This is a genomic window from Flammeovirga sp. MY04, from assembly GCF_001682195.2.
GTDB classification, from domain to species: domain Bacteria; phylum Bacteroidota; class Bacteroidia; order Cytophagales; family Flammeovirgaceae; genus Flammeovirga; species Flammeovirga yaeyamensis.
In genome coordinates, this window is record NZ_CP003561.2 from 519,813 (window position 1) to 542,084 (window position 22,272).

A 22,272-nucleotide genomic window follows, 5' to 3' on the forward strand; every position below is an offset into this window, starting at 1 on the left:
TATAACAGAATCGAAATGAAAAAATTATTACTGTCGTATAGGTTTATAGCTGTCTTTTTGGCTATTACTCTTTCCTATAATGTACATGCTCAAGAAAATTTCACTTATCTAAAATCCAATGAATTAACCGTTGGTGAAGTAGGAGAAATCGACCGTCTAACAACATCAATGAGCGGAGATCCAGAAGGATTAATGTGTGATGAGGTATACAAGTTTATACGTTCGGATGCACAAAGAGCCTATTTTGAAATTGATTTGAAAGGGTCGATTGACTTCTCAAATTCTACAGAGATTAAACTGAATTTGTTTACATTTTCTCCAGAAAGTCCAGTAACCAATACCTCTTTAGCCATTGCACTATTTGATGCTGAAGGAGGAAATGAAACGCTTGCCTATTCATCAATCAACAATTTTGATCAATGGGAAGAATATACGTTCGACTTTAATGGAATTAACCAAGATGTTGAATTTACGAAAGTGCGTGTTTTCCTTATTTTCCAAGATGAAATTGGAGAGTCTGACAAGATGAAATTTTTTGTCGACAGAGTTTCAGGTCCTTTTGTAAAACAAGAAATGATAAATACAGCGGCTCAAGTTTCAGAAGATGGTCGCCGTGTAAAAATCAATTTCTTAAACCATACTGACTTTGCACAATTCTTTAATCCAACCTTTAAAGTATTCAATGAGGCAGGTACGGAGTTAGCTGTTCGCCAAACATCAATTCAAGGTTCTTCAATTGAATTATTATTGAGCGAAGCGGTGCAGATCAAAGAAAAATTGACTTACAGTTTTGTGAGTGGAACAATCTCAGATGTAGATGGAGTTGTATTGTCTCCTTTTGCAGGAAAAGAAGTGATGAACCATTCAAAAGTTGATGAAACCACAAATTTACTATATAAGTTTGGACAGCCTTCACTATTGAATTTAGGGAATCCTTATTTATTTACTTTAGAGGAAAATGCCCAAGATCCAGCAAATCCGTCTGAAGTTGCAGGTAAGTTTGTAAGAGGTGAATCTCAATGGGTAAACATTGTTTGGGCGTTATCAAAAAATCACGAATTTGATTTTACTTCTTCAAAAACATTCTCATTTGATGTTTATTTAGAGGACATCAATAAATTAGATTTAAACAAATATGTAAATATTGGTTTTAGAAAATATGATGCGGAAGGAAATCGTTTACCTGACTTAAATTTACCAAATCACAAAAGCGTTACTTGTTATGGTAAATGGGCAACCTATACTTTTGATCTTTCTGAGTATACAATGGACGATTTAAACGGCATTACCGATATGTTATTTTATATCGCTCCGTCAGATGACAATCTGAAAGGTACAGGCATGACGGGGTATATCAACAATGTTCGTGGACCAAAAATCATTTCTGATGAGTTAGTAGCTTCAGCATCCTTAAGCCCAATGAACAATAAAGTTCTAGTAGACATTGTATCTTTTGGCGAGTTAACAACAGTAACTACTCCAGATTTTACGGTCACAGAAAATGGTCAGCCTGTAGCTGTGACTATGGTTTCTAATACTGAAAGACAGTTAGTTTTAGAAATGGAAAGAAAGTTAGATATGGATGCCGAAATTATCGTGAACTATAATGCGGATAATGGTACAGTTCAGGACGAAAATGGTTTTGTGTTGGCTTCTTTCACTCAGAACCTGAACGAACAAAAAGTAGTTGTTGAAAAAGAAATGGAGAATGGTATTTTCTATTTCTACGATGGGTCTACAACAAATCCATTGTTCAACGTAAACCCTGTAAACCAAGTGGTTGAAGTAGTAGATAATCCATTCCCAACCGCTGAGGTGGCTAATGCAAAAGTTTCTAAGATTGATCGTAAAAAAGGACATAGAGCGATTCAATACATGAACCTATTGGATGGTGCAACGATTTATGGAGACAGAAACCTGAAATTCTCTATCTATGTGTATCAAGAAGGTCAGGCTGAAATGATCAGACAAAATGTATTGCAATTCAGAATATTCACTCCTGGTAGAGCGGGTAACATCGTAGAAAGATTAGATGTAGTGAAACAAGACGGATGGGTAAAATACACATTTGATTTTACAGATTTCGTAACCAATAACACCGACGGAACATTAGTAAAAGAATCTGTATACGATACTTTTGAGTTGACTTTTGGTGAAGATATCGGAGATGGTGGTTCAGACGCAACTATCGAGAGCACAATTTATTATGCCACCAACTTCTTTGGACCGCATGTACAATCGGATGGAGATGCTTCATTGTATTCATTAATGTCAGATGATATGTATTTGGACGGATTATCTGAAGGAACGAAAAACTTTACAATCGATGTGACTTATGGTGCTGAAGTACCTCAAATTTCAGCTGTTGCTAATAATAAAGAAGCAGTAGTTGATATTGCTCAAGCAAATTCACTTAGTGAAAATACAGTGGTGACTGTGACTTCAAAAGATGGTAACACCACAGAGGTATACACTATCACTTACAACGAATCTGCTCCATCTATGAACGCAGACTTAAAAGAGATTTCGGTAAACGGTTTTGCAATAAGTAACTTCGATCCTGCTCAAACAGAGTATACATTTACGTATTTACGTGGAGAAACATCAGTTCCTGAGGTTGATGCTATGGTGGCCGATGAAACAGCTACTTATTCAATAGATGCACCAATGGAAATTCCAGGTGAAACGGTTATTACAGTAACTGCTCAGAATGGAGATGAAAAAGTATATACTTTACATTTCGAATGGACAACAGCTTCAGATATCAATACGGTAGAATACATAAGAGTAAATGATGTGGCGATTGCAGAGTTCGATCAAAATACTATGATGTATGAAGTAACTTACCCATACGGAACGACAGCTATTCCTACGGTGACATCTTCTACTACAGATGAGTTTGCATCTATAGATATCACACAAGCACCAATGATGCCGGGTGATGCAACTATTGAAGTGACTGCTCAAGATGGATCGGTAAATACTTATACTGTCAAATTCGTATTAGGAGCACCTTCAACAGATGCAACTTTAGCTAGTTTAAGCGTAGACGGTCAGCCACTTGATAATTTCTCTGCAGATGTATTCGAATACAATGTAGAATATCCGTACGGAACAACTACTATCCCAGAGTTATCAGGAGAAACTTCTTTTGTAGATGTAGCGAATGTAGAAACAAACCAAGCCACTGCTATGCCTGGTTCAGCAAGTATTGTTGTTACTGCGCAAGATGGTGTAACAATGTTAACGTATACAGTAAATTACAATTGGGGTGCTCCTTCAACAGACGCTTCTATCACTGCAATTTTATTAGATGGTGTAGCCATGGAAGAATTCGAAGTAGCTACTGATAATTACGAGGTGATGTTACCTGCAAGTACTGAAACTTTACCAGTGATCACGGTGACAACATCAGATGAGAACGCTACTTATGAGGTGTCTACTCTTGAAGGTTTGGAAGGTGAAGTAACAATTACAATTACTGCTCAAGATGGAACAACTACATCAACTTATTCTATCAATTTCACTTTAGAAGTACTATCTGATAATGCCAACTTAACTGCCATTCTATTGGATGATGTTGCTTTAGAAGGTTTCGATGCTGATGTGTTAGATTACGAAGTTACAGTGACTGAATTACAAACTGTAACTTATACTTTAGAAGACGAAACAGCTTCAGTAGAAGTGCTACAAGCAACAGCCTTCGGAGAGAAAGCAATGATTACAGTAACTGCTGAGGATGGAGTTACTGTAAAAGAATATACTGTTTTGTTTAAGCAGCAAGCGCCTACTTCTATTAACGATCTATTTGCGGATATCAAAGTATATGGTTTTAACCAAGTGTTGACGTTATCATCAAAAGATGGATTTAGAAACAATGCTGTAAGAATCTTTAATACAAATGGACAGCTAGTACATCAACAAAAAATTGATGGTACTAAAGTTCAAATCAAAAACTTGAGATCAAGTATCTATATTGTTCAATTAGAAATTGACGGTCAGGTATATGTTCAAAAAGTGATCTTGTAAATTATTTTTCCTTAAGCTTTAAAAATTAAATTCCGTATCGAAAACTAGGCTTATCACCTTAGTTTTTGATACGGATTTCTCCATTTTCAAAGCAACTATATAATTATATTTTGTTTGTCCTGAGTGAAGCGATTCATTCAACAATCCCCATTTTTAAAGCAAACAACCAATTTTTGAAAGTTTCCGACCAAACTTTCAATGCTATTATCAAGATATTGCCACTATAAATTAGACGATTTGAACAACAATTTTTTGTGATGATGAAATGTATTAAGAAAATTATACTACTTATATTTTGTTCTTTATTTATGATGAATGCCCAAGCACAAACTTGGGAACAAATGCATGCTTCAAAGGGAGATGCGATCACTCATTTTAATGAGGACAAGTTTGGCTTGTTTATCCATTGGGGTATTCATTCAGTTTTAGGTGGCATGTATAAAGGAGAAAGAATGGACGATATTGAGAGTCCAGAACCTAACGATGCCTGTTGGATACAAGCAAGAGCAAGAATTCCTAGAGCAGAATATAGACAACTAATGGGACAGTTTGATCCGGTTAATTTTAATGCAGACGAATATGTTTCTTTAGTGAAAGAAGCTGGAATGAAATACATAGTCATTACTTCAAAACACCACGACGGTTTTGCACTTTGGGATTCCAAAGTAAGTGATTTTGATATGGGATCTACGCCAAGTAAAAGAAACTTAGTGAAAGAATTGTATGATGCTTGTGAGCGTCAAGGAATTGATTTTGGGGTGTACTATTCTCACAATATCGATTGGAATGATGCACATGATTGCAACATCAAATTCTTCTGTGATGCAACAGATGAGGTTTGGCCAGAACCAGCCGATTTCAAAGGCAAAAAACGAAGACCAATGGGAGCCAATTTATGGGATCCAAGTGAGAATACCTTCGATCAATATTTAGTCAATAAAGCTTATCCTCAAGTAAGAGAATTATTGGAAATGTTCCCGAACATGAAGTTCATGTGGTACGACTTCGCGCACTTCTTATCCAAAGAACAAAGCTTTAAGTTTTATCAAATGGTGTATCAATTGAACCCTAACGTTATTGTTACCGATAGAGTAGGTCACGATTTAGGCGACTTTAATATTCCTGGCGATAATAAAATTCCAAACCCAGAAGACATGGGCGGAAAGCATTGGGAAACAGTAGGTACATTCAATAACTCTTGGGGATACAAAGAATACGATAAAGATTTTAAATCGCCTTATGAGTTGATTTATTGGATTACAGCCATTGCCAGTAGAGGTGGAAATTATATGCTAAACATCGGTCCAAAAGGAGACGGAACTATACCACAAGAAAGTGTAGACAACTTAAAAGAAATTGGTAAGTGGATGAGTGTAAATGGTAAAGCCATCTACGGTACAAAAATGTGGAAAGTGAGTAGAGAAGGAGAGGATGCCCAGAAGATGTTAGGTACAGGCCATAGAGCCGCTCATGGATTTACCTCTAATTTTACGACATCAGATTTTTGGTTCACAACAAAAGGAAACAAAGTCTATGCAATAGCGCTAGAAAGAGACAAAACAGCTTTAATCAAAAGCTTCGCCGACGAAGAGATCAAAGAAGTAAAATTGTTAGGTTATGAGAAAAAACTGAAGTGGGAACATACATCTGAAGGCTTAAAAGTGACCCTTCCAAAGAACAAGACCCAGCAGATAGGTTTTGCCCTAGAAGTGACTTTAACTGATAGAGGTACTACTTCTAAAGTGAAATAGGGTGTTATTGAGTAGAACACTGGTCTCACGATATATCTAGAGAAGTCGAAAGATTAGTTCCTTAGTCGATCTCTAAGTCAACTAGTCTTCGCCAAGGAGGGGTGCAACCCCTCCGGATTATAGCACTTATACACATACTCCTCTGCGATGGGTTACACCCATCGTTGTAGAAGTGAGTACACCGCTAGTCTCTCGATATAGCAAGATTAGAATTGAGAAGTAGTTCCTTAGTTGATCTCTAAGTCAACTAGTCTTCGCCAAGGAGGGGTGTAACCCCTCCGGATAGTGTATGTTGATATTCTGCTTCAAGGGCTTACACCTTATGAACTGAGTATCTTCTCACTCCACGAACCACAAAAAACAAATCAAAATGAAAAAAATATTCCTCCTATTCCTCTTCCTCCCCATCTTCGCCTTAGCACAAAAAGAATCCATTTGGGATTTAGAGGAACTATACAAAACTCCTAAGTACGAAGAAACGGATATAGTCAATAAGAAAGGAGTAAAAAGTATCTTCTACGAAAGCATCGATTACAAAGGCAAGCCAACCAAAGTGTATGCCTACTATAATATTCCAACGACTAAAAAACCAGAAAATGGCTACCCCGCAATTGTGTTAGTACACGGAGGTGGAGGAACAGCCTTTGAAGATTGGGTAAAGATTTGGAATAAGAGAGGATATGTTGCCATTTCAATGGATTTAGAAGGACATTTACCTTCTAAAAATCACCAAGACAGAAAGAATTTCGAAGGTTCAGGACCATCCCGACATGGTGTTTTTCATGATAACAACGAAGCGTTACAAGACCAGTGGTATTATCAAGCCGTCGCACAAGTTATCCTAGCCCACTCTTTCTTAAGAGGTTTACCTGAAGTAGACACCAATAACATTGGTATTACAGGCGTAAGTTGGGGTGGGATGCTGACAAGTTCAATCGCTGGTATAGACGACCGCTTTAAATTCGCTATTCCTATTTATGGTTGTGGGTTCTTAAATGGTACAGATGGATTAATGGGGCAACATTTCAAAAATGGGAACCAAGCGTACAGAGATAGCTTGTTAACCAACTTTGAAGCCGAAGCTTATTTACCAAAGGCCACAATGCCTATCTTATTTATCAATGGATCGAACGATGCACATTTCCCAATTCCCGCTATGATGTCATCAGCTAAAGCACCAAAATCAAAAACATATTTATATGTGGAAGATGGTTTAGGTCACGGTCACCCACCCGCTTGGGATGTAGAAGAATCGTATAGATTCGCCAATGCCATCATCCATAATTTACCATTAATGGATATTCAGAAAACTACTTGGGATCGCTCAAAAATGGATTTTTCAGCCGTTGTAAAAGGAGTAAGCCCTAGAAAAGTAACGGCCTATTACACCTTTGATAAAGGCAAATGGCAAAAGAGAAGATGGCACTCAACACCTGGTAATGTAAAAGGCACAAAAATGAATGCCCCTATTCCAGAGGAAGCTACAGCAGCTTATCTAATTATTAGAGATGTAAAAGGGATGTCGCTAACAACAGAAGTATTGTTTAGTGCATCAGATAAACAAACGATGAAATAGTAGATCATCCAGAGAAAACAATTTTCATTCTTACTTGTACGGACGTTGCAGTGCAACGTCCTTTACCTTTTTAATCTAAACCATGAAAAACTACTCCTATATATTTATCATCTTTGTTATATCGTTGCTAAATTCATGCAAATCATCCCAAAAAATGTATTCTGGATTTACTCAAGAAGAGTTGCTAGAAAAAAAACAGGACTTAGAACTTGCTTTAAATCATACCATTATAAATAGTGTATTGATGGAAATGGAAGGAGGTAAAAGCCATATGCCTTTGACTAAAATGGATAGAAAATACACTATAAATTATTTAGAGAACGATCCTAAAAATAAAAATAGGTAGAGTTTTTAAGGTATATGAGGAGTATACTCTTGTTAAAAGGAATAAATATGAAATGATTTTAATTTCAAATGATAGTAAAGAAAAGAGAAAATACATTAAAGAAAACTAGCTAAACTATCGTATTCGAAAATAAAATATTAGCATAGATACCAATGTTGTGAGTGTTAATCCAAAATAGAAAATGCTTATCTTTCCAGCAGAGACTTTTATTTAAACAAACTATGAAAAAAACAATCTTCTTTTTATTCTTATCATTACTTTTTAGTTGCTCCGTCAAATCTATCATTTTATCAGAAACAGAAAGAAAAGGGGTTGACGATATTGTGAATTTTTATGGAGGTTATTGTGAATCTACAATTGGTAAAAGTGTAGCTAATGGTGAAGCTTCAATTACCTATTTTGAAGTAAAACTTAAGGAAAGCGAGGGAGTTGAACAATTTAAAAAGGATTCGAAATTTGCTTCATCCAATATGGCGTACCGACTTTATAGAAATTTGACGGAAGAAGAAAAAGCTAAATACACAGAGATTCGGACAGCAATAGTTTTTGAAAATGGAATCACAAAAGAGTATACATTTAAGCCAGAAGAGCTGGCGGTAGTGGACAATAAATCAAAGACTGTAGATTTAGTGGTGGACTATATAAAGGATAAGAATTTCAATAAATTATCTTCATTGCTTAATGATAGTTCTGCAATTCAATATGATAAAGCTGAACTGATACATCAAATTGAAACAGGAGAAACTACATTCGGAAAAATAACTGAGGAAGGATTTCGAATATTTGGATATCGTAAAGTGAAATTCAATAGAAAATTTAAGAAATACTTAATGATTTCTGGAGTGATTGTTAGAGATGGAAAGTCAAATGAATTTAGTGTTGTGATGGACCCTAAGTTAGAAACGAATGAAGTTTTGGGTTTGGAGTACAAAATGTAAAAATGATCTAACCAAGATAAGAATATGAAAAAGCTTTTTATCCTATTATTGATTACCACCTTTTTTTCATCCACCACTTTAGCTAATTGCTTTCAAGAAAGAATAGAGGAATATAGCGAAACAATGAAGTTCTCTTTACAAGCAAAGAGGATGGAAGTTTCTGCTCATTTCTATTTTAAAATCAATAATAATAAGATAGAGATTGATTCCACTCAAAGTTTTGAAAAAGCAAATCTGTTCGAAAAAGCAATCGAAGATATTTTGAATACAGAAATATGTTCAGACTTTCCTCAAAAATTTGAAATACAATTTACATGGGGTAAAAATGATTCATTATTCTTTTCTGGTAATAATAGGGTGGTCATCACAAAGCAAAGTGCGAAATACATGATAAATCCTGCTAAATCAACATATGAATATTTTGAGAAATCTAAACTAAAAATCAAAGGTGAACAAAGTTGGTATTTTGATGTGGACATCGTTGAATCTAAGAAAAAAACCGCCTTTAAATATACTTTTACAAAAGAAGAAAATCCAAATAGATCTGATGATGAATGTATGGAGGGAGTGTACTTTCAAATTCCAAAGGATTCTAAAAACTTTAAATATCGAGATGAGGAATTAAAAAAGGCCAAACTTTATTATAAAAGGATCTGTTTTGGTAATTGTGGCCGGAAATATATAGTAAAGGGATATCTAAAAGGGGAAAAGAAAGGAAATGAATGGATCATCGAAATTCAGTTTGATGATAAATTAATTAAAGGTGAATTTTTACTAGTGAATAAAGCTAAGTAAACTGAATGCACAACAAACAGGTAAATTAGGCAATTAAACATCCAAGAACATGACAAGAATATTTATTATCATCGGTTTCGTTATACTGTTATCTGTAAGTTGTAAGAATCAAAACAAAATACATTTCACGCCAACGTTTACTGAATCTAAAGAGACAACTCATGAGATTCCGAAAGGACAAGAGTATACTTTTGGATATTTGGAAGTGCTTGAGAACAGAGATAAACCTGAAGGAAAGAAGATAAAATTACCCATATACATTTTCAAAAGTCGAAGTAAAAATCCAAATCTCGACCCAATTTTATATACCGTAGGTGGCCCAGGGTATACTTCCATGCGTGCATCAAAGTATATGAAATACTACAAGTATCTCGACGATAGAGATTTTATTTTATTCGAGCAAAGAGGTACTCAATATGCAAAGCCAAGTTTAGATTGTCCCGAATGGGCAAAGGCGGTTTATGAATCTAATCTCCTAGATTTTGATTCGAGTGACGCAGATAGTCTTTTCCAAAAAGCGGCTACATTTTGCAGTGAGAGATTGCGAGAAAATGAGGTTGACTTAAATAATTATACGACAAATCAAATTGCTGCGGATATCAACGACTTAATGAATGTATTGGGAATTGATGAGTATAATTTACTTACAATGTCTTACAGTACTAAAATTGCACAAGTTTTAATTCGTGATTATCCCGATAAAATTAGAAGTGTAGTGATGGACTCACCACTTCCATTAGAGGTAAATTATGATGAAGAAAGTGTGGCTAACCTTTTAGAGGCCTTAGATAAATTACTTTCCGATTGTGAAAAAGACCCTGATTGTAATGATGCTTTTCCGAATATTAAAAGTCGCTTCCTCAAATATTTAGAAGAGAAAACAAAATATCCACTTGAAGTCATTGTAGAAAATCCAAATAATGGAGAACCTGAAACCTTTTACCTTAAAGGAAAAGACCTGATAAATGTATTCACCTCAGCATCTACAGGCAGTGTACCCAATATCCCTCTTGAAATAAACAAGATATTGAACAACGATCTGACTTCAGTCAAGAAGCAATTACAATCTTTATTTAATGAACCCGGAAATGGTATTGGAATAGGAATGCGTTTATCGGTTTGGTGTGCAGAGGAATATCCATTCAATTCCCAGGAAAAGATTACCAATGAAACAAATAAATATCCCGAAGTGAAAGGATTGTCACCTTCAGTTTTCGATGATGGAATTTGTGAAATTTGGGGGGTGAAAAAAGTATCAGACATTGAAAATAAAGCGGTAAATAGTGATATCCCAGTACTTTTAATAAGTGGGGAATATGATGAAGAGACACCTGTTAAATGGGCAACATCAATGAGTAATCATCTTACAAATTCCTATCATCTGATTTTTAAAGGCTGGAAACATGGTCCTACTACGAATTGGGGGAATCCGTGTGCCATGCAAACGGCAAATGACTTCTTCAATAATCCAACAAGGAAACCAAATTCAGCATGTTTAGAGGAAATAAAAAGTCCAGAATTTAAAACTGTTGAATGAGCAATAAATAAGTTATAAATTAGTCAATAAACTTCGATAAAAAACTAATTAAGAGATTACAAATAATGTTCTTATCAACTAAAAACAAATACATCTTAACCATACTATTATTCTCTTCCACAACTTATTTGTTTGCCCAAGACGGTTCAAATATTAAATACGTTGAACCGGATCAGTTGGATAATTCATTCATTGGTAAATATTGTCATGTAGACTTTGGTAAAGAATCTTTTGGAGGAAGATCAATTGATACATTAGAAATCAAAGTAAATGCTCATAAAATGAAATTCTATGAACATAGAAAAGATAATGGATTGAATAATTGGTTTGATGAGCAATATTTAATTCGGATCGATGATAATAATCAAACATCAACTCGACTTCAAAATACACAAATAGATAGCTTAAACACGGATAAAATATATGTGACTAGTGTTTTAAGTTACTACGTTAATGAATCAGTAATTGATACGGTTACTATTTTTCAACATTCATATGATCGAAGTAATATTTCAAAAGTGTTGATAAAAGATTAAAAGGGGCCAATATTATATATTTATCATAATTTTATATTAGTTTGCTTTCCGTCGAATGCATGACTTTCTGTTTATAATGAATACTTCTAACCAATAATAATTTATAAGTTACTGTCTACTCATAACTAAACTTAAAAGAAACAATGAAATATTACTTTTACTTATTGGCACAGATCGGAATGATCTTAATGCTTAATCAACAAATCATTGCACAAACAACTGAATCTCAATCTGAACAATTTCAAAATCGAACAGAAGATTCCATCTTTTCAAAAACATTAAATGAAAGTCGTGATTTTTGGGTGAGACTACCAGATAATTTTCAGCGAGAAAATGGAAGAAAATATCCAGTGATTTATCTAATGGATGGTTTTTCATTAGAAAGTACTTTGGAAGCGGTTTATGGTAATTATTGGGGACATTACTTACCTCATATGATACTAGTCGGAATTTCTAATCGTAAAAACCGAACTAGAGATTTAACTACCTCACAGATAAAGGTGAGACGTGGTAGAGCAATGGATAATGAAACTGGAGGAGCAGAAGCTTTTACAGAATTTATGGAGAAAGAACTCATTCCATATATCGATAGCAAGTATCCAACAATGGGATACCGCACCCTAATTGGTCATTCTTATGCTGGTTTGTTTACCATAAACATGTTGATAAATCATAAAGACCTTTTTCAAAATTACATTGCTATAGATCCAAGTTTGGATTGGGACAATCAAAAATTATTGAAAGAAGCCAAAGAAAAACTCAAGACAGAGAAATACGAAGGCAAATCTCTTTTTGTATCATTAGCAGCAGAGCAATTGCATATGTGGGATGAAGAAATAACTATGGAAAATATAATGGAAGACTCTTCAGAGTTTACTTTGTTTGCTCGATCAATTATTGAGTTTTCGAATTATGCTGAATCTCAAAAACAGAATGGATTAAATTTTTCATGGAAGGTTTATCATGAAGATTTACATGGTACAGTTCCACTCCCAACTATGAGAGATGGACTGATTTTTCTATTTAAATGGTATCAATTTAAATCCCCTCAAAAGTATAATAATCCAGAGACACCAATTGAAGATTTAGTTTCACTACTTAAGGAACAGGAAAAAATCTATACTGAACATTTTGGCGTTCCTACTGCTCCAATGATAGACGAAATGTTAAATGGTTACGGCTATATGTTTATGCAAATGGGACAGCCCAAAAAGGCCTTCATGTTTTTTGAAATGAATATTAAGTACAATCCAACAAACGCCAATGCATACGATTCGATGGCAGAGTACTACGAATCTCAAAATGATAAAGAGAATGCCTTAAAATACTTAAACAAAGCTTTTGAAATAAGTGGAAATGATTTCTATAAAGAAAGGATTGATGCTTTAAATGGGAAGAAGCAATGAGTTTAATTTTTTAAAGAAAATACAAACTATGTTTCAAGGAATTGATATAGCATTGATGAATTGTCAATGATGGATAATATTCTACAAACACTAAACAATATTTCACATAATGAACTTCATCGAAAAAATATTCGGAAAGAAAAAAGATGAACCTATAAAAACGAATGCAGATTTTTGGAATTGGTTCATCAAAAACGAAAAAAAATTTTATAAGGTTGTAAAGCAACATTCCAATATAGAAAGAGGATTTTTTGATAAACTCTCTCCCAAATTAGATGAATTAAAGGAGGATTATTTTTTTCTAACAGGAATGTTTGATAAGAATACCGTAGAACTAATTATCACACCTGATGGTGAAGTTAAGAATGTCGTTTTTGTCGAAGAACTTATAGCATCCGCTCCAAAACTTGATCATTGGAAATTTACGGCATTAAAACCTACTCTTGATATTAAAGATGTTGATATTGAAATTTCCGGTATAAAATTCAATGAAGAAAAGTTGAGCTTTTATGCAAATAATAACCCCAAATTTCCAGATGAAATCGACATCACAATTATTCATTCTGATTTTAATGATCAAAACCGGAAAGAAATAATTAATGGCGTTTATATTTTTTTGGATAATTATCTTGGTGAATTAAATTTCCTAGAAATAATCGACAACTTAGATTTTCAAGAAAGTAAAGATGCAGAAGAAGAGTTAATACCGATTGGTAAACTTAAAGAATATATCAATTGGAGGCAGAAGGAATTTGTAGAAAAATACGATGGAATAAGAACAAACTCGGATACTGATTCTTGCTCAATCCTTCAGGCAACCCTCAAAAATGGCAGAAAACTAATCGCTTCGATAAATACTGATTTAATCAAATGGGGCAGAAAAGCATCTCATCCTTGGATGTTGAATATCGAAATAAAATATGATGGAGAATCAAATAATGGAATGCCTGATGACAGTACTTATGAAAAGCTAAATAATTTAGAGGAAGAATTACTAGAAGAGCTAAAAGACAAAGACGGCTATTTATATATCGGAAGACAATCTGCGAACAACCTTAGAGAGATTTACTTTGCGTGTAATGATTTCAGAAAACCGTCTAAAGTAGCTTATAGGTTACAGCAAAAATATAAGGATTCAGAAGAAATAGAATATGATCTTTTTAAAGATAAATATTGGAAGTCATTGAAGCGGTTTGATGTGAATTAAATACAATTGTTATGAACCCCAACCTAAAATACATCAAACCATCAAGCGACCTCTACACCCAAGCCAAAAGAATACGTATTGAGTGCTTTTTTGAAGGAATGCAGAATGCTGAAGCTTTAATTAATGATCCTTTTGAAAAAGAGGGGATTCATCTCGTGCTCCTAGACAATTTGGGGAAAGTGATAGGGACCGGAAGAATACATACGGAGGGTTCGATTGGAATAATTTCTCAGATGGCTGTTCAAAAGGAACATCAAAAAGTGGGGGTGGGAAGAATTCTATTGACTGAATTAATAGATAAATGTAAATCTCTCGGTATGGATTGTATTGAGTTAAGTGCAAGAGAAACCGCCCTTCAGTTTTATATTAAAAACGGATTTCAGCCTATTGGGAATAGATATCCTTCTAAGAAGACAGGGATTATACATCAGAAAATGAGGCTTGATAATTTATAGATTTCTAAATTCCTCCTTTGTGGAAATCTTATTATATTTACCTTAATTAAAGCAAACTTAAACTTCATGTGACAAGCTCCCAAATGAGTGGAATCATATAGCTAATCAAACAGAAAATCATGAAAAAATCAATTCAACTGACCATCTTCACCACAATCATTCTGATTTTATCAAGCTGTTTTCCCGAAGGCTTTACAGAACAAGCCAATCAAAAATTTGGAGATCAGCATTTTAAAACAGCTATTTCACTAATAGAGTTACATCACATTCGTGAAGGTGAGTACCCTGAATCACTGAAAAGTTTAAAGTATACTGGAGATTGGGACGTTATGATTTACCAATCGGTAAAATATAAAAAACTGGAAGAAGGGTATCAATTGGATTTAGTCAATGGATGGGTAGGAAAACCGAATAATCTTAGCTATCCTGATGAATTTTGGAAGGGATTGGGTTTGGTGAAATCTAATTTAAAAAAGCCTAACAAGTAAAAAAATCTTTAATCGAAAATGAACCATATAAAAGTACTATTCCGCTATTTCAGTAACGTCTTAGACGAAACAACTGTAGAGACCATGTGGGCAATTGAGGTAGATAAACAGAATGGGATTTACAAGTTGGATAGTATTCCTTTTTATGGACCTCAAATAGCTACTGATGATGAATTTTTTGCAGAATACGATGAGTCAGAACAAATGTTGACTTACAGGTACACCACCAAATTTTCTGGAAATTCTATACTATTGATTTCAATTATTAAAGAGGGAATTGATAAGGAAGTTATTCGTGATGAATTCAGATCCTTGCAATGCGAGTCAGAAGGGTTAGGAGATCACTACTTTTCGATGGAAATCTTAGCTTCGAGTAATTTTCTGAAGATAAAAGAGAGATTGGATGAATATGAAGACCAAGGAATACTTGAATATGCAGCTCCCTGTTTATCTGATAAACACAGAAACGATAATAAAAACTAGATTTTCAACCTTTAAACTTATTCTTTAAGCCTATTTGGAGCCCCCAAAACAAAAATGTTTAAGTGAATCGCCTGCTGAATCCGTGATATTTGTATCAGATAATTTAATCAATCAGTAACATATTAAAGTCTAGTACAATGGAAAATTTTAACGCAGGTAAAAACGGAGTAACATTCAGATCGTTACTACAAACGTCAGTTCCTAAATAGAAAAAAGATCAACCAAGATTTATTTACACAATTCAAATAATTAGGTCTTCATCAAGTAGAATTAAACCCAGTAAAATCTTTAATTTTTTAGTTAAAAATGTCTTAGTTTTGGAATAATAAGGATCATCTCAAATTGATTTTTAGAATTATTTTTGTTCCATGAGCAAATTTTATTTTATTATTATCACTTTATTATTTGGATCAACAACAGCTTTTGCACAGGTAGAAGCACCATCCAAATTACCTTCAGAAAGATTAGAAAGCGAATTTTTTACAGATAACACAGATTCATATTCAGAAGCACAAAGAATTACTTTAAGTAATAATCCTGGAGATGATTCTCCCACTTTACAAGGGCATATAAATGCTCTTTCTAAATCAGGTGGTGGAGTTATTACGATTCCAGAAGGGACATGGGAATTAGGAGAAATAGTTCTACTTTCTGATGTTCACCTTATGTTTGATGAAAAAGCTATTGTTAAACCGGTCTTATCAAACAAAACTGACAAGTCAATTTTTATTATGGGTTTTGCAGGTGCAAGTATTTCTAATATTAGTATTAGATCTCTTAGCGGACAATTTACTATTGATATGTCAGAAATCTCCTACGATTTGAGAGTTTTGCCTTTTAATGTTAAAGACCTTGAGAATTTTATGATTGCGGGCTGTCATGTAATCGATAAACGCACAGTACATTCTACAGTAAATTGTGGGGTAAGTGCCAACAATGGCGTTTGGGCAGGAGCAAGATTAGGATTGGTGAAAGATATTACCGTTGAAAATGCCCATGATGGATACGGGGCAGTTCAAGTGAGAGTGGGCGATCGTTTACATTTCAAGAACATCATTTCATTAAGTGGAGGAGCAACGTTAAGAATTGAAACTGATGCTCATGAAACATCAGGTTACAATGCACCAAGAGAAATTACTAGAATTTCGGAGATCTCTGGATACAATATCAAATGTAATGAAGGAAATTCGGCAGTAATGATCCAACCTTGGGGGATAACTAATGGATGGTTTGATGTAGAAAAAATAGAGGCGACAAGTTGTATGGCTACTGTCAGAATTGATAGAGCTTTTGTAGATAGAGATGCAGATGATATTGGTAGTTTTGATATAGACTCTAGAATTACTGATGTGACAAGTACATATGGCTTGAAAGCCCATATTAAAGATGGAAATTTTAAATCAGTGCCTTGTCATATGCGTGATATGATGAATGATACACCTGTTGAAGGAACAGGAGGACGTTTCTTTGAAGGACCTACAATTGCTCCAATATTATATACTGCTAGCAGTGTTGCGGATGAGGATCCTAGATATTACAAAGTCCATATACCATCAGAAAATGAACTCGGTTCAAAATCATTTAATTTTCCAGAGAATTCATTAATTGTTTCAAGATGGAGTAATACAAATCAGAACTGTACTTCAAATACTGACATTATCTCTGTTAGCAACCTAGAAATAAATCCATCAATATTAAAAATTGGTATAGGAGAAACTGATAATTTAATTCAAACAATAAGCCCGACAACAGCGACTAATCAAGGTGTTAGTTGGACCTCTGCGGATGAATCTATTGCTTATGTCGATCAATGGGGAGCCGTAACGGGTATTAATAATGGTAAAACAATAATAACTATCAATACGACTGATGGGAATTTTATAGCAACTGTACCTATTTATGTGGGGGATGCTATTCTGAATATTGAAAAGGAAGTGAATAATAGCTTACATATCTATCCAAACCCTTATAATCACAAGGATTTATACATAGACTTCAACAACCCCATGAATAATGTTTCTATGTCAATTCACAATATTAATGGGGAACGTGTTTTTTATAAGTACTATTCTGGCTTAATGAAAAGTATCCATATTAGTGATTCTAAGTTAAAGCTTATGAATGGTCTGTATATAATTACCTTAAGAAGTGACAACTTTCATATTTCAAGAAAGTTAGTTGTTTGTCCATAAGTAAATTAGTTTTGATGAAGATGTAATGACTCGAATAATTTATAACTAAGAGTCAAGTTTATAATCTAGGTTCTCATGATGTTCCAATTGCTTCTAGAATAAAGAAACTGAATGAGGACCTAGCTAATACCTGAAGGGATTTTGATAAATGGAATAGGGTAAATTAATAGAGTAGGGTAGGTTTAATAGTTATATCAAATTTACGAATTTGGAGTTTTGTTCAATAAATGGAAAAAGATCAACCACTTATTTTCGAACACAATCCCTTAATAATCGTACAGCTTTTTTAAAAACATGAAAACAATAAATACCAAGCTATTATGTTAAAGTGTTTCTATCTCTGTATCCTCATTTGCTCAATGGAATTGGTTGTTGCTCAAACACCTTTAAATTATACACAACAGCTCACTGCCTCAGATGGACTTTCTTATAATGATGTCACTTTTACGTTCGAAGATTCTAAAAAATACTTGTGGGTTGGTACATTTTATGGATTAAATAGGTACGATGGATATGATTTTACGGTTTATAAAAACTCTTCAAAAAATACGTCATTAATAAGCAACAATATCCGATGCATAACCGAAGATTCCAAAGGTCGTATATGGATTGGAACTGATACGGGAATCTCTGTTTATAATTATTCCTCGGATACATTTACAACAGTGTTATCTGCCTCTGATGACTTTGCTCCAACCAAAGGTCTTTTTGTTAGTAAATTAATCGAAGAGCCGAAAAGTAAAAACATATATTGCTTTACAGAACAGAATGGCATTATTGTTTTTGATTCAGCGTTTCAATTCGTTCGTGAATATCACTTCCCAAATAAAGCATTTTACAAAGAGGTGTCTATTAATGATGCTATTATATTAGATGAATCTAATTTCTTATTAAGTGCCACGAAAGGGCTTGTTCACTTCAATAAAAACACTCAAAAATTTGTTAGAATAATTGATCCGCAAATTCAGTACTCCAATTCGATTCTCGGCTTTGATAAGAACAAAATCTTAGTAACACCCCATTTAGGTTTCGCAATATTATCTTACAAAATAGAACACAATACGTTTTCGTATACTCTATTATCTAAAGATCTTCAATCCTATCGTTTTATTTCTGCAACCATAGATAACCTGAATAATCTATGGTTCGGAACATTCAATAATGGCTTGATTCGCGTAAATAATTTAAGCAAAGTACTAGCGGCCAAACCAACAACAATTTCAAAATTCGAACTAGAAAACGAACTTTGCAAAGTACGTCATATACTACCAACTCAAAGCAATACATGTTGGGTATCTACAAGGGAAAATGGGGTGTATAAATTTGACTCCGAAGATAAACCGTTTCATTATGTCGACGACCATTTCAAAACTAATCCGGGTGTTTATCCGAACAAAATAATTACATTTTCGGTGTTAGACAGTCAACGGGTATTTGTCAACCCAAACTCGAAAGAATTAGAACTGTTAAATACCACAACTAAAAAAAATGAGGAAAAATATGCCGACTTTTCAAGTTTTTCATCTGCTAAACTCAGTAATATATTTATTGATTCTAAAAAGAATACATGGATTCGATATGCGAATAATACAATTATCAAACTAGAGAACCATAATAAAAAATTCGATATTATTCAGCATGAAAACCTCCAAAAACAATTTAATTTTAGAGAATTTGTGGAAGATTTTTATGGGAATATATGGATTCACTGCCGTGATTACGTGTATAAACTTTCATTGGATGGTAAAGGAAAGCTGGCAAATTGTGAAGTGCTTAAAATGCACCCGTTTTTTATTGATAATAACTTTCCAAAAGTGTCTAAAATTTATCCAGACCCCCTATTGCCGTATATCTGGCTTGGAAGCAATCAGAATGGATTGTACCGAATTAAACTGGAAAAAGGAAAAGCTTTAAACTCTCTTCCAATAGAGCAGTTTTACACTTGCGAAAATGATAAAAGCACATTAATTGATAATTTTGTTACTGCCATAAAAAGAGCACCAAATAAAGATTTATGGGTCGGTACACAGGGTGGGCTGTGTAAAGCAATTGAAGGAGAAAGAACTTTACAATTCAAACGCTATACAGAACAAGATGGATTAACATCGAATATTATTAAAAATATTCTAATTGATAAAAACAGCTGTTTGTGGATACCAACCAATTTTGGTTTGAACTACCTAGATCCTCCTCAACAAAGTATTCGAAAGTTTTATAAAGAACAGGGTTTACCCTTTGATGAATTTAGACCTGGGGCTGCAATACTTGATAATGACATCGTTTTATTGAGTTCAGATTACGGGTACTTTTATTTCAATACAAATATTGGTAAAAAGGTAGCAAAGGAACATCCTATATTGCACTTTGGTAAGTTGAAGGTGTTTGGTACCACCATTTCCCCTGGTGACACTGTTGATAATAGAGTACTTTTACAGAAGAACCTGAACAATACACAGAATTTACAATTAAATCATAATGAAAATAGTTTTTCGATAGAACTGATTTCTCCTCATTATTCTAACCCTAATAGTTATTATCTTAAATATCGTTTGCACCCCATTAATACAGAATGGGTAAAGGTTACAAGCAACAACAAATACATTCAATTTAATGCTTTACAAACCGGTAAATATGTGTTTGAGGCTATGGCCTCAAATTCGAATGGAGAATGGACAGATGTTCGCGAAATAGAAATTACAATTAATCCACCTTGGTGGAATACGCTAATAATGCGTATGGTTTACATAATTTTAGCCATTGTATTTATATACGGAATAATTAAATATCGAATGAAAATATTAAGGTTGCAACATAGCATGCAACTCAAGCAAATAGAAAAAGAAAGAGTAGATGAAATAAATAAGGCTAAACTTCAATATTTTTCGAATATATCGCACGAGATTAAGACACCGATTACATTAATTGCTGGTCCTGCGGAACTTCTTTTGAATGAGTATAGCAACCAACCGAAGCTATTGAAAAACCTTAGAATTATTCAGCAACAATCCCAAAAGGTAGTACAGTTGATTAATCAAGTGCATGAATTCCAGCAATCTGATGCTGTACATCCAAAATTAAATAATTCTCATTTTTGCCTAAATATTTTTCTTGATGAAATTATAGCAAATTTCGAATTCATGGCCAATATGCACGAAAAGCATTTGCTCCTCCTTCATCAAGACGATACTATTTTTGTGTATGCGGATAAGGATAAATTGGAAAGGGTTTTCAATAATTTGTTGAATAACGCTTTTAAATACACTCAACCGAATGACCGTATTGAAATATCATATCGAATAGACGATGTTAAATTATGTATAGACATAAAAGATACTGGCATTGGCATTACCGAAGAAGATATCCCGCACATATTTGAGCGATTTTACAGATCCAAAGCAAGAAATACAATTAATGTAGAAGGAGCTGGAATTGGTCTTGCCTTTTCAAAACGTTTGATTGAAATGCATAATGGGGAAGTGACAGTTGAAAGTGTACCAAATGTGGAAACAATATTTACAGTTGTTCTACCAATAGTGACAAAAAGTGTATCTGAAGAAATATATCAAGAGGAAAAAGCGACATTAAAAGTTGAAAGAAGTACACCTTCCGAAAATATCACGATAAATGCAAACGAGAAAAAACTATCAGTAAATGTAGCTATTCAAAAAGCTTCCGTTTATTTGGTGGAAGATAACGTTGAGTTGAGAGACTTTATTTCAAATAGCCTGAAAGATACTTTCGAAGTAACAGCCTTTAACAACGGACAGTTATGTATTGATGCGTTAGAAAATGAGTGGCCCGACCTAATTGTTAGTGATGTATTAATGCCTGAAATAAATGGTTTTGAACTGTGTCGTAAAATAAAATCAGATATAAAAACAAGCCATATACCCGTTATTTTACTAACAGCTTGTGCTGAGCTACCAGATAAAGTGCAAGGTTTGAGAGAAGGTGCCGATAGTTATATAACCAAACCTTTTGATATCCAATATTTGGTATCGAATATTGAATCGATATTAGTAACTAGAAAACAATTGCGGGAACGGTTCAATGTTAACATACCTCTAACACTTAAAGCAGAAGAATTCTCAGGTGCTGATGTTGCATTTATTGAAAAACTTTATGATTTAATGGAGAAAAATTTAAGTAATCCTGAAATTGATATGGATTATTTCGCAAGACACCTTTACCTCAACAGGTCCTATTTCTTTAAAAAAGTAAAAGCATTGACCAATCAAACTCCTTACGATGTATTAAAAGCATACAGAGTAAAAAAAGCGGCTGAATTTCTAACAACAGAAAATATGTCTATTGCTGATGCTTTTGTATCTGCCGGTTTTAAGAATCGGCCTCATTTTAACCGTGTATTTAAAGAGCAACTAAAAATGACTCCATCACAGTATGTTGAAGATTTCAAGAACAAGAAGACCTGAAGCCTTCTTTTTTGATCGACTAATTACTCAATGCAACCAACCAACATATAAAGAAAAAAGACCAAATAAGCTATTATACATTTGAACTTTAGAAAAGTTA

Annotated in this window: 15 protein-coding genes; all 15 read left to right on the forward strand. The window is 33.9% G+C overall.

Features of this window, described 5'->3' with window-relative positions; genetic code table 11:
- Positions 1-15: 15 nt before the first annotated feature.
- Complete coding sequence (locus MY04_RS22030; RefSeq protein WP_066214423.1) at positions 16-4,029, forward strand: T9SS type A sorting domain-containing protein; 4,014 nt, start codon at positions 16-18, stop codon at positions 4,027-4,029.
- A 308-nt stretch (positions 4,030-4,337) separates the two neighbouring features.
- Complete coding sequence (locus MY04_RS22035; protein WP_066214425.1) at positions 4,338-5,780, forward strand: alpha-L-fucosidase; 1,443 nt, start codon at positions 4,338-4,340, stop codon at positions 5,778-5,780.
- A 370-nt stretch (positions 5,781-6,150) separates the two neighbouring features.
- Entirely contained in the window at positions 6,151-7,356 is a 1,206-nt protein-coding gene (locus tag MY04_RS22040; protein WP_066214427.1) for an alpha/beta hydrolase family protein, read from the forward strand.
- Between the two features lie 82 nt (positions 7,357-7,438).
- Positions 7,439-7,702: a hypothetical protein gene (locus MY04_RS22045; protein WP_158297846.1), complete on the forward strand. Its 264-nt coding sequence runs from the start codon at positions 7,439-7,441 to the stop codon at positions 7,700-7,702.
- A gap of 221 nt (positions 7,703-7,923) precedes the next feature.
- Positions 7,924-8,640 carry a hypothetical protein gene (locus tag MY04_RS22050; RefSeq protein ID WP_066214431.1) on the forward strand — a complete coding sequence of 239 codons (717 nt, stop codon included), beginning with the start codon at positions 7,924-7,926 and terminating at the stop codon, positions 8,638-8,640.
- A gap of 24 nt (positions 8,641-8,664) precedes the next feature.
- A complete protein-coding gene (locus MY04_RS22055) occupies positions 8,665-9,435 on the forward strand; it encodes a hypothetical protein (RefSeq protein ID WP_066214433.1) in 771 nt (256 codons plus the stop codon).
- Positions 9,436-9,484: 49 nt separating this feature from the next.
- Complete coding sequence (locus MY04_RS22060; RefSeq protein WP_066214435.1) at positions 9,485-10,972, forward strand: alpha/beta fold hydrolase; 1,488 nt, start codon at positions 9,485-9,487, stop codon at positions 10,970-10,972.
- Between the two features lie 65 nt (positions 10,973-11,037).
- Entirely contained in the window at positions 11,038-11,508 is a 471-nt protein-coding gene (locus MY04_RS22065) for a hypothetical protein (RefSeq protein ID WP_066214437.1), read from the forward strand.
- 143 nt (positions 11,509-11,651) lie between these two features.
- Positions 11,652-12,914: an alpha/beta hydrolase-fold protein gene (locus tag MY04_RS22070; protein WP_066214439.1), complete on the forward strand. Its 1,263-nt coding sequence runs from the start codon at positions 11,652-11,654 to the stop codon at positions 12,912-12,914.
- Between the two features lie 109 nt (positions 12,915-13,023).
- On the forward strand, positions 13,024-14,121 hold the full coding sequence (locus MY04_RS22075; protein ID WP_066214441.1) for a DUF695 domain-containing protein: 1,098 nt from the start codon (positions 13,024-13,026) through the stop codon (positions 14,119-14,121).
- Between the two features lie 11 nt (positions 14,122-14,132).
- Positions 14,133-14,576, forward strand: a complete 444-nt coding sequence (locus MY04_RS22080) for a GNAT family N-acetyltransferase (protein ID WP_066214443.1) — start codon at positions 14,133-14,135, stop codon at positions 14,574-14,576.
- 119 nt (positions 14,577-14,695) lie between these two features.
- Positions 14,696-15,064 (forward strand): hypothetical protein, encoded by a 369-nt coding sequence (locus tag MY04_RS22085; RefSeq protein WP_066214445.1) that lies wholly within the window; start codon positions 14,696-14,698, stop codon positions 15,062-15,064.
- 18 nt (positions 15,065-15,082) lie between these two features.
- Positions 15,083-15,547 (forward strand): DUF4265 domain-containing protein, encoded by a 465-nt coding sequence (locus tag MY04_RS22090; RefSeq protein WP_066214447.1) that lies wholly within the window; start codon positions 15,083-15,085, stop codon positions 15,545-15,547.
- 368 nt (positions 15,548-15,915) lie between these two features.
- Entirely contained in the window at positions 15,916-17,739 is a 1,824-nt protein-coding gene (locus MY04_RS22095) for an Ig-like domain-containing protein (protein ID WP_066214448.1), read from the forward strand.
- A 359-nt stretch (positions 17,740-18,098) separates the two neighbouring features.
- Positions 18,099-22,172, forward strand: coding sequence for a hybrid sensor histidine kinase/response regulator transcription factor (locus MY04_RS22100; RefSeq protein WP_066214450.1), 4,074 nt, complete (start codon positions 18,099-18,101; stop codon positions 22,170-22,172).
- Positions 22,173-22,272: the final 100 nt, after the last annotated feature.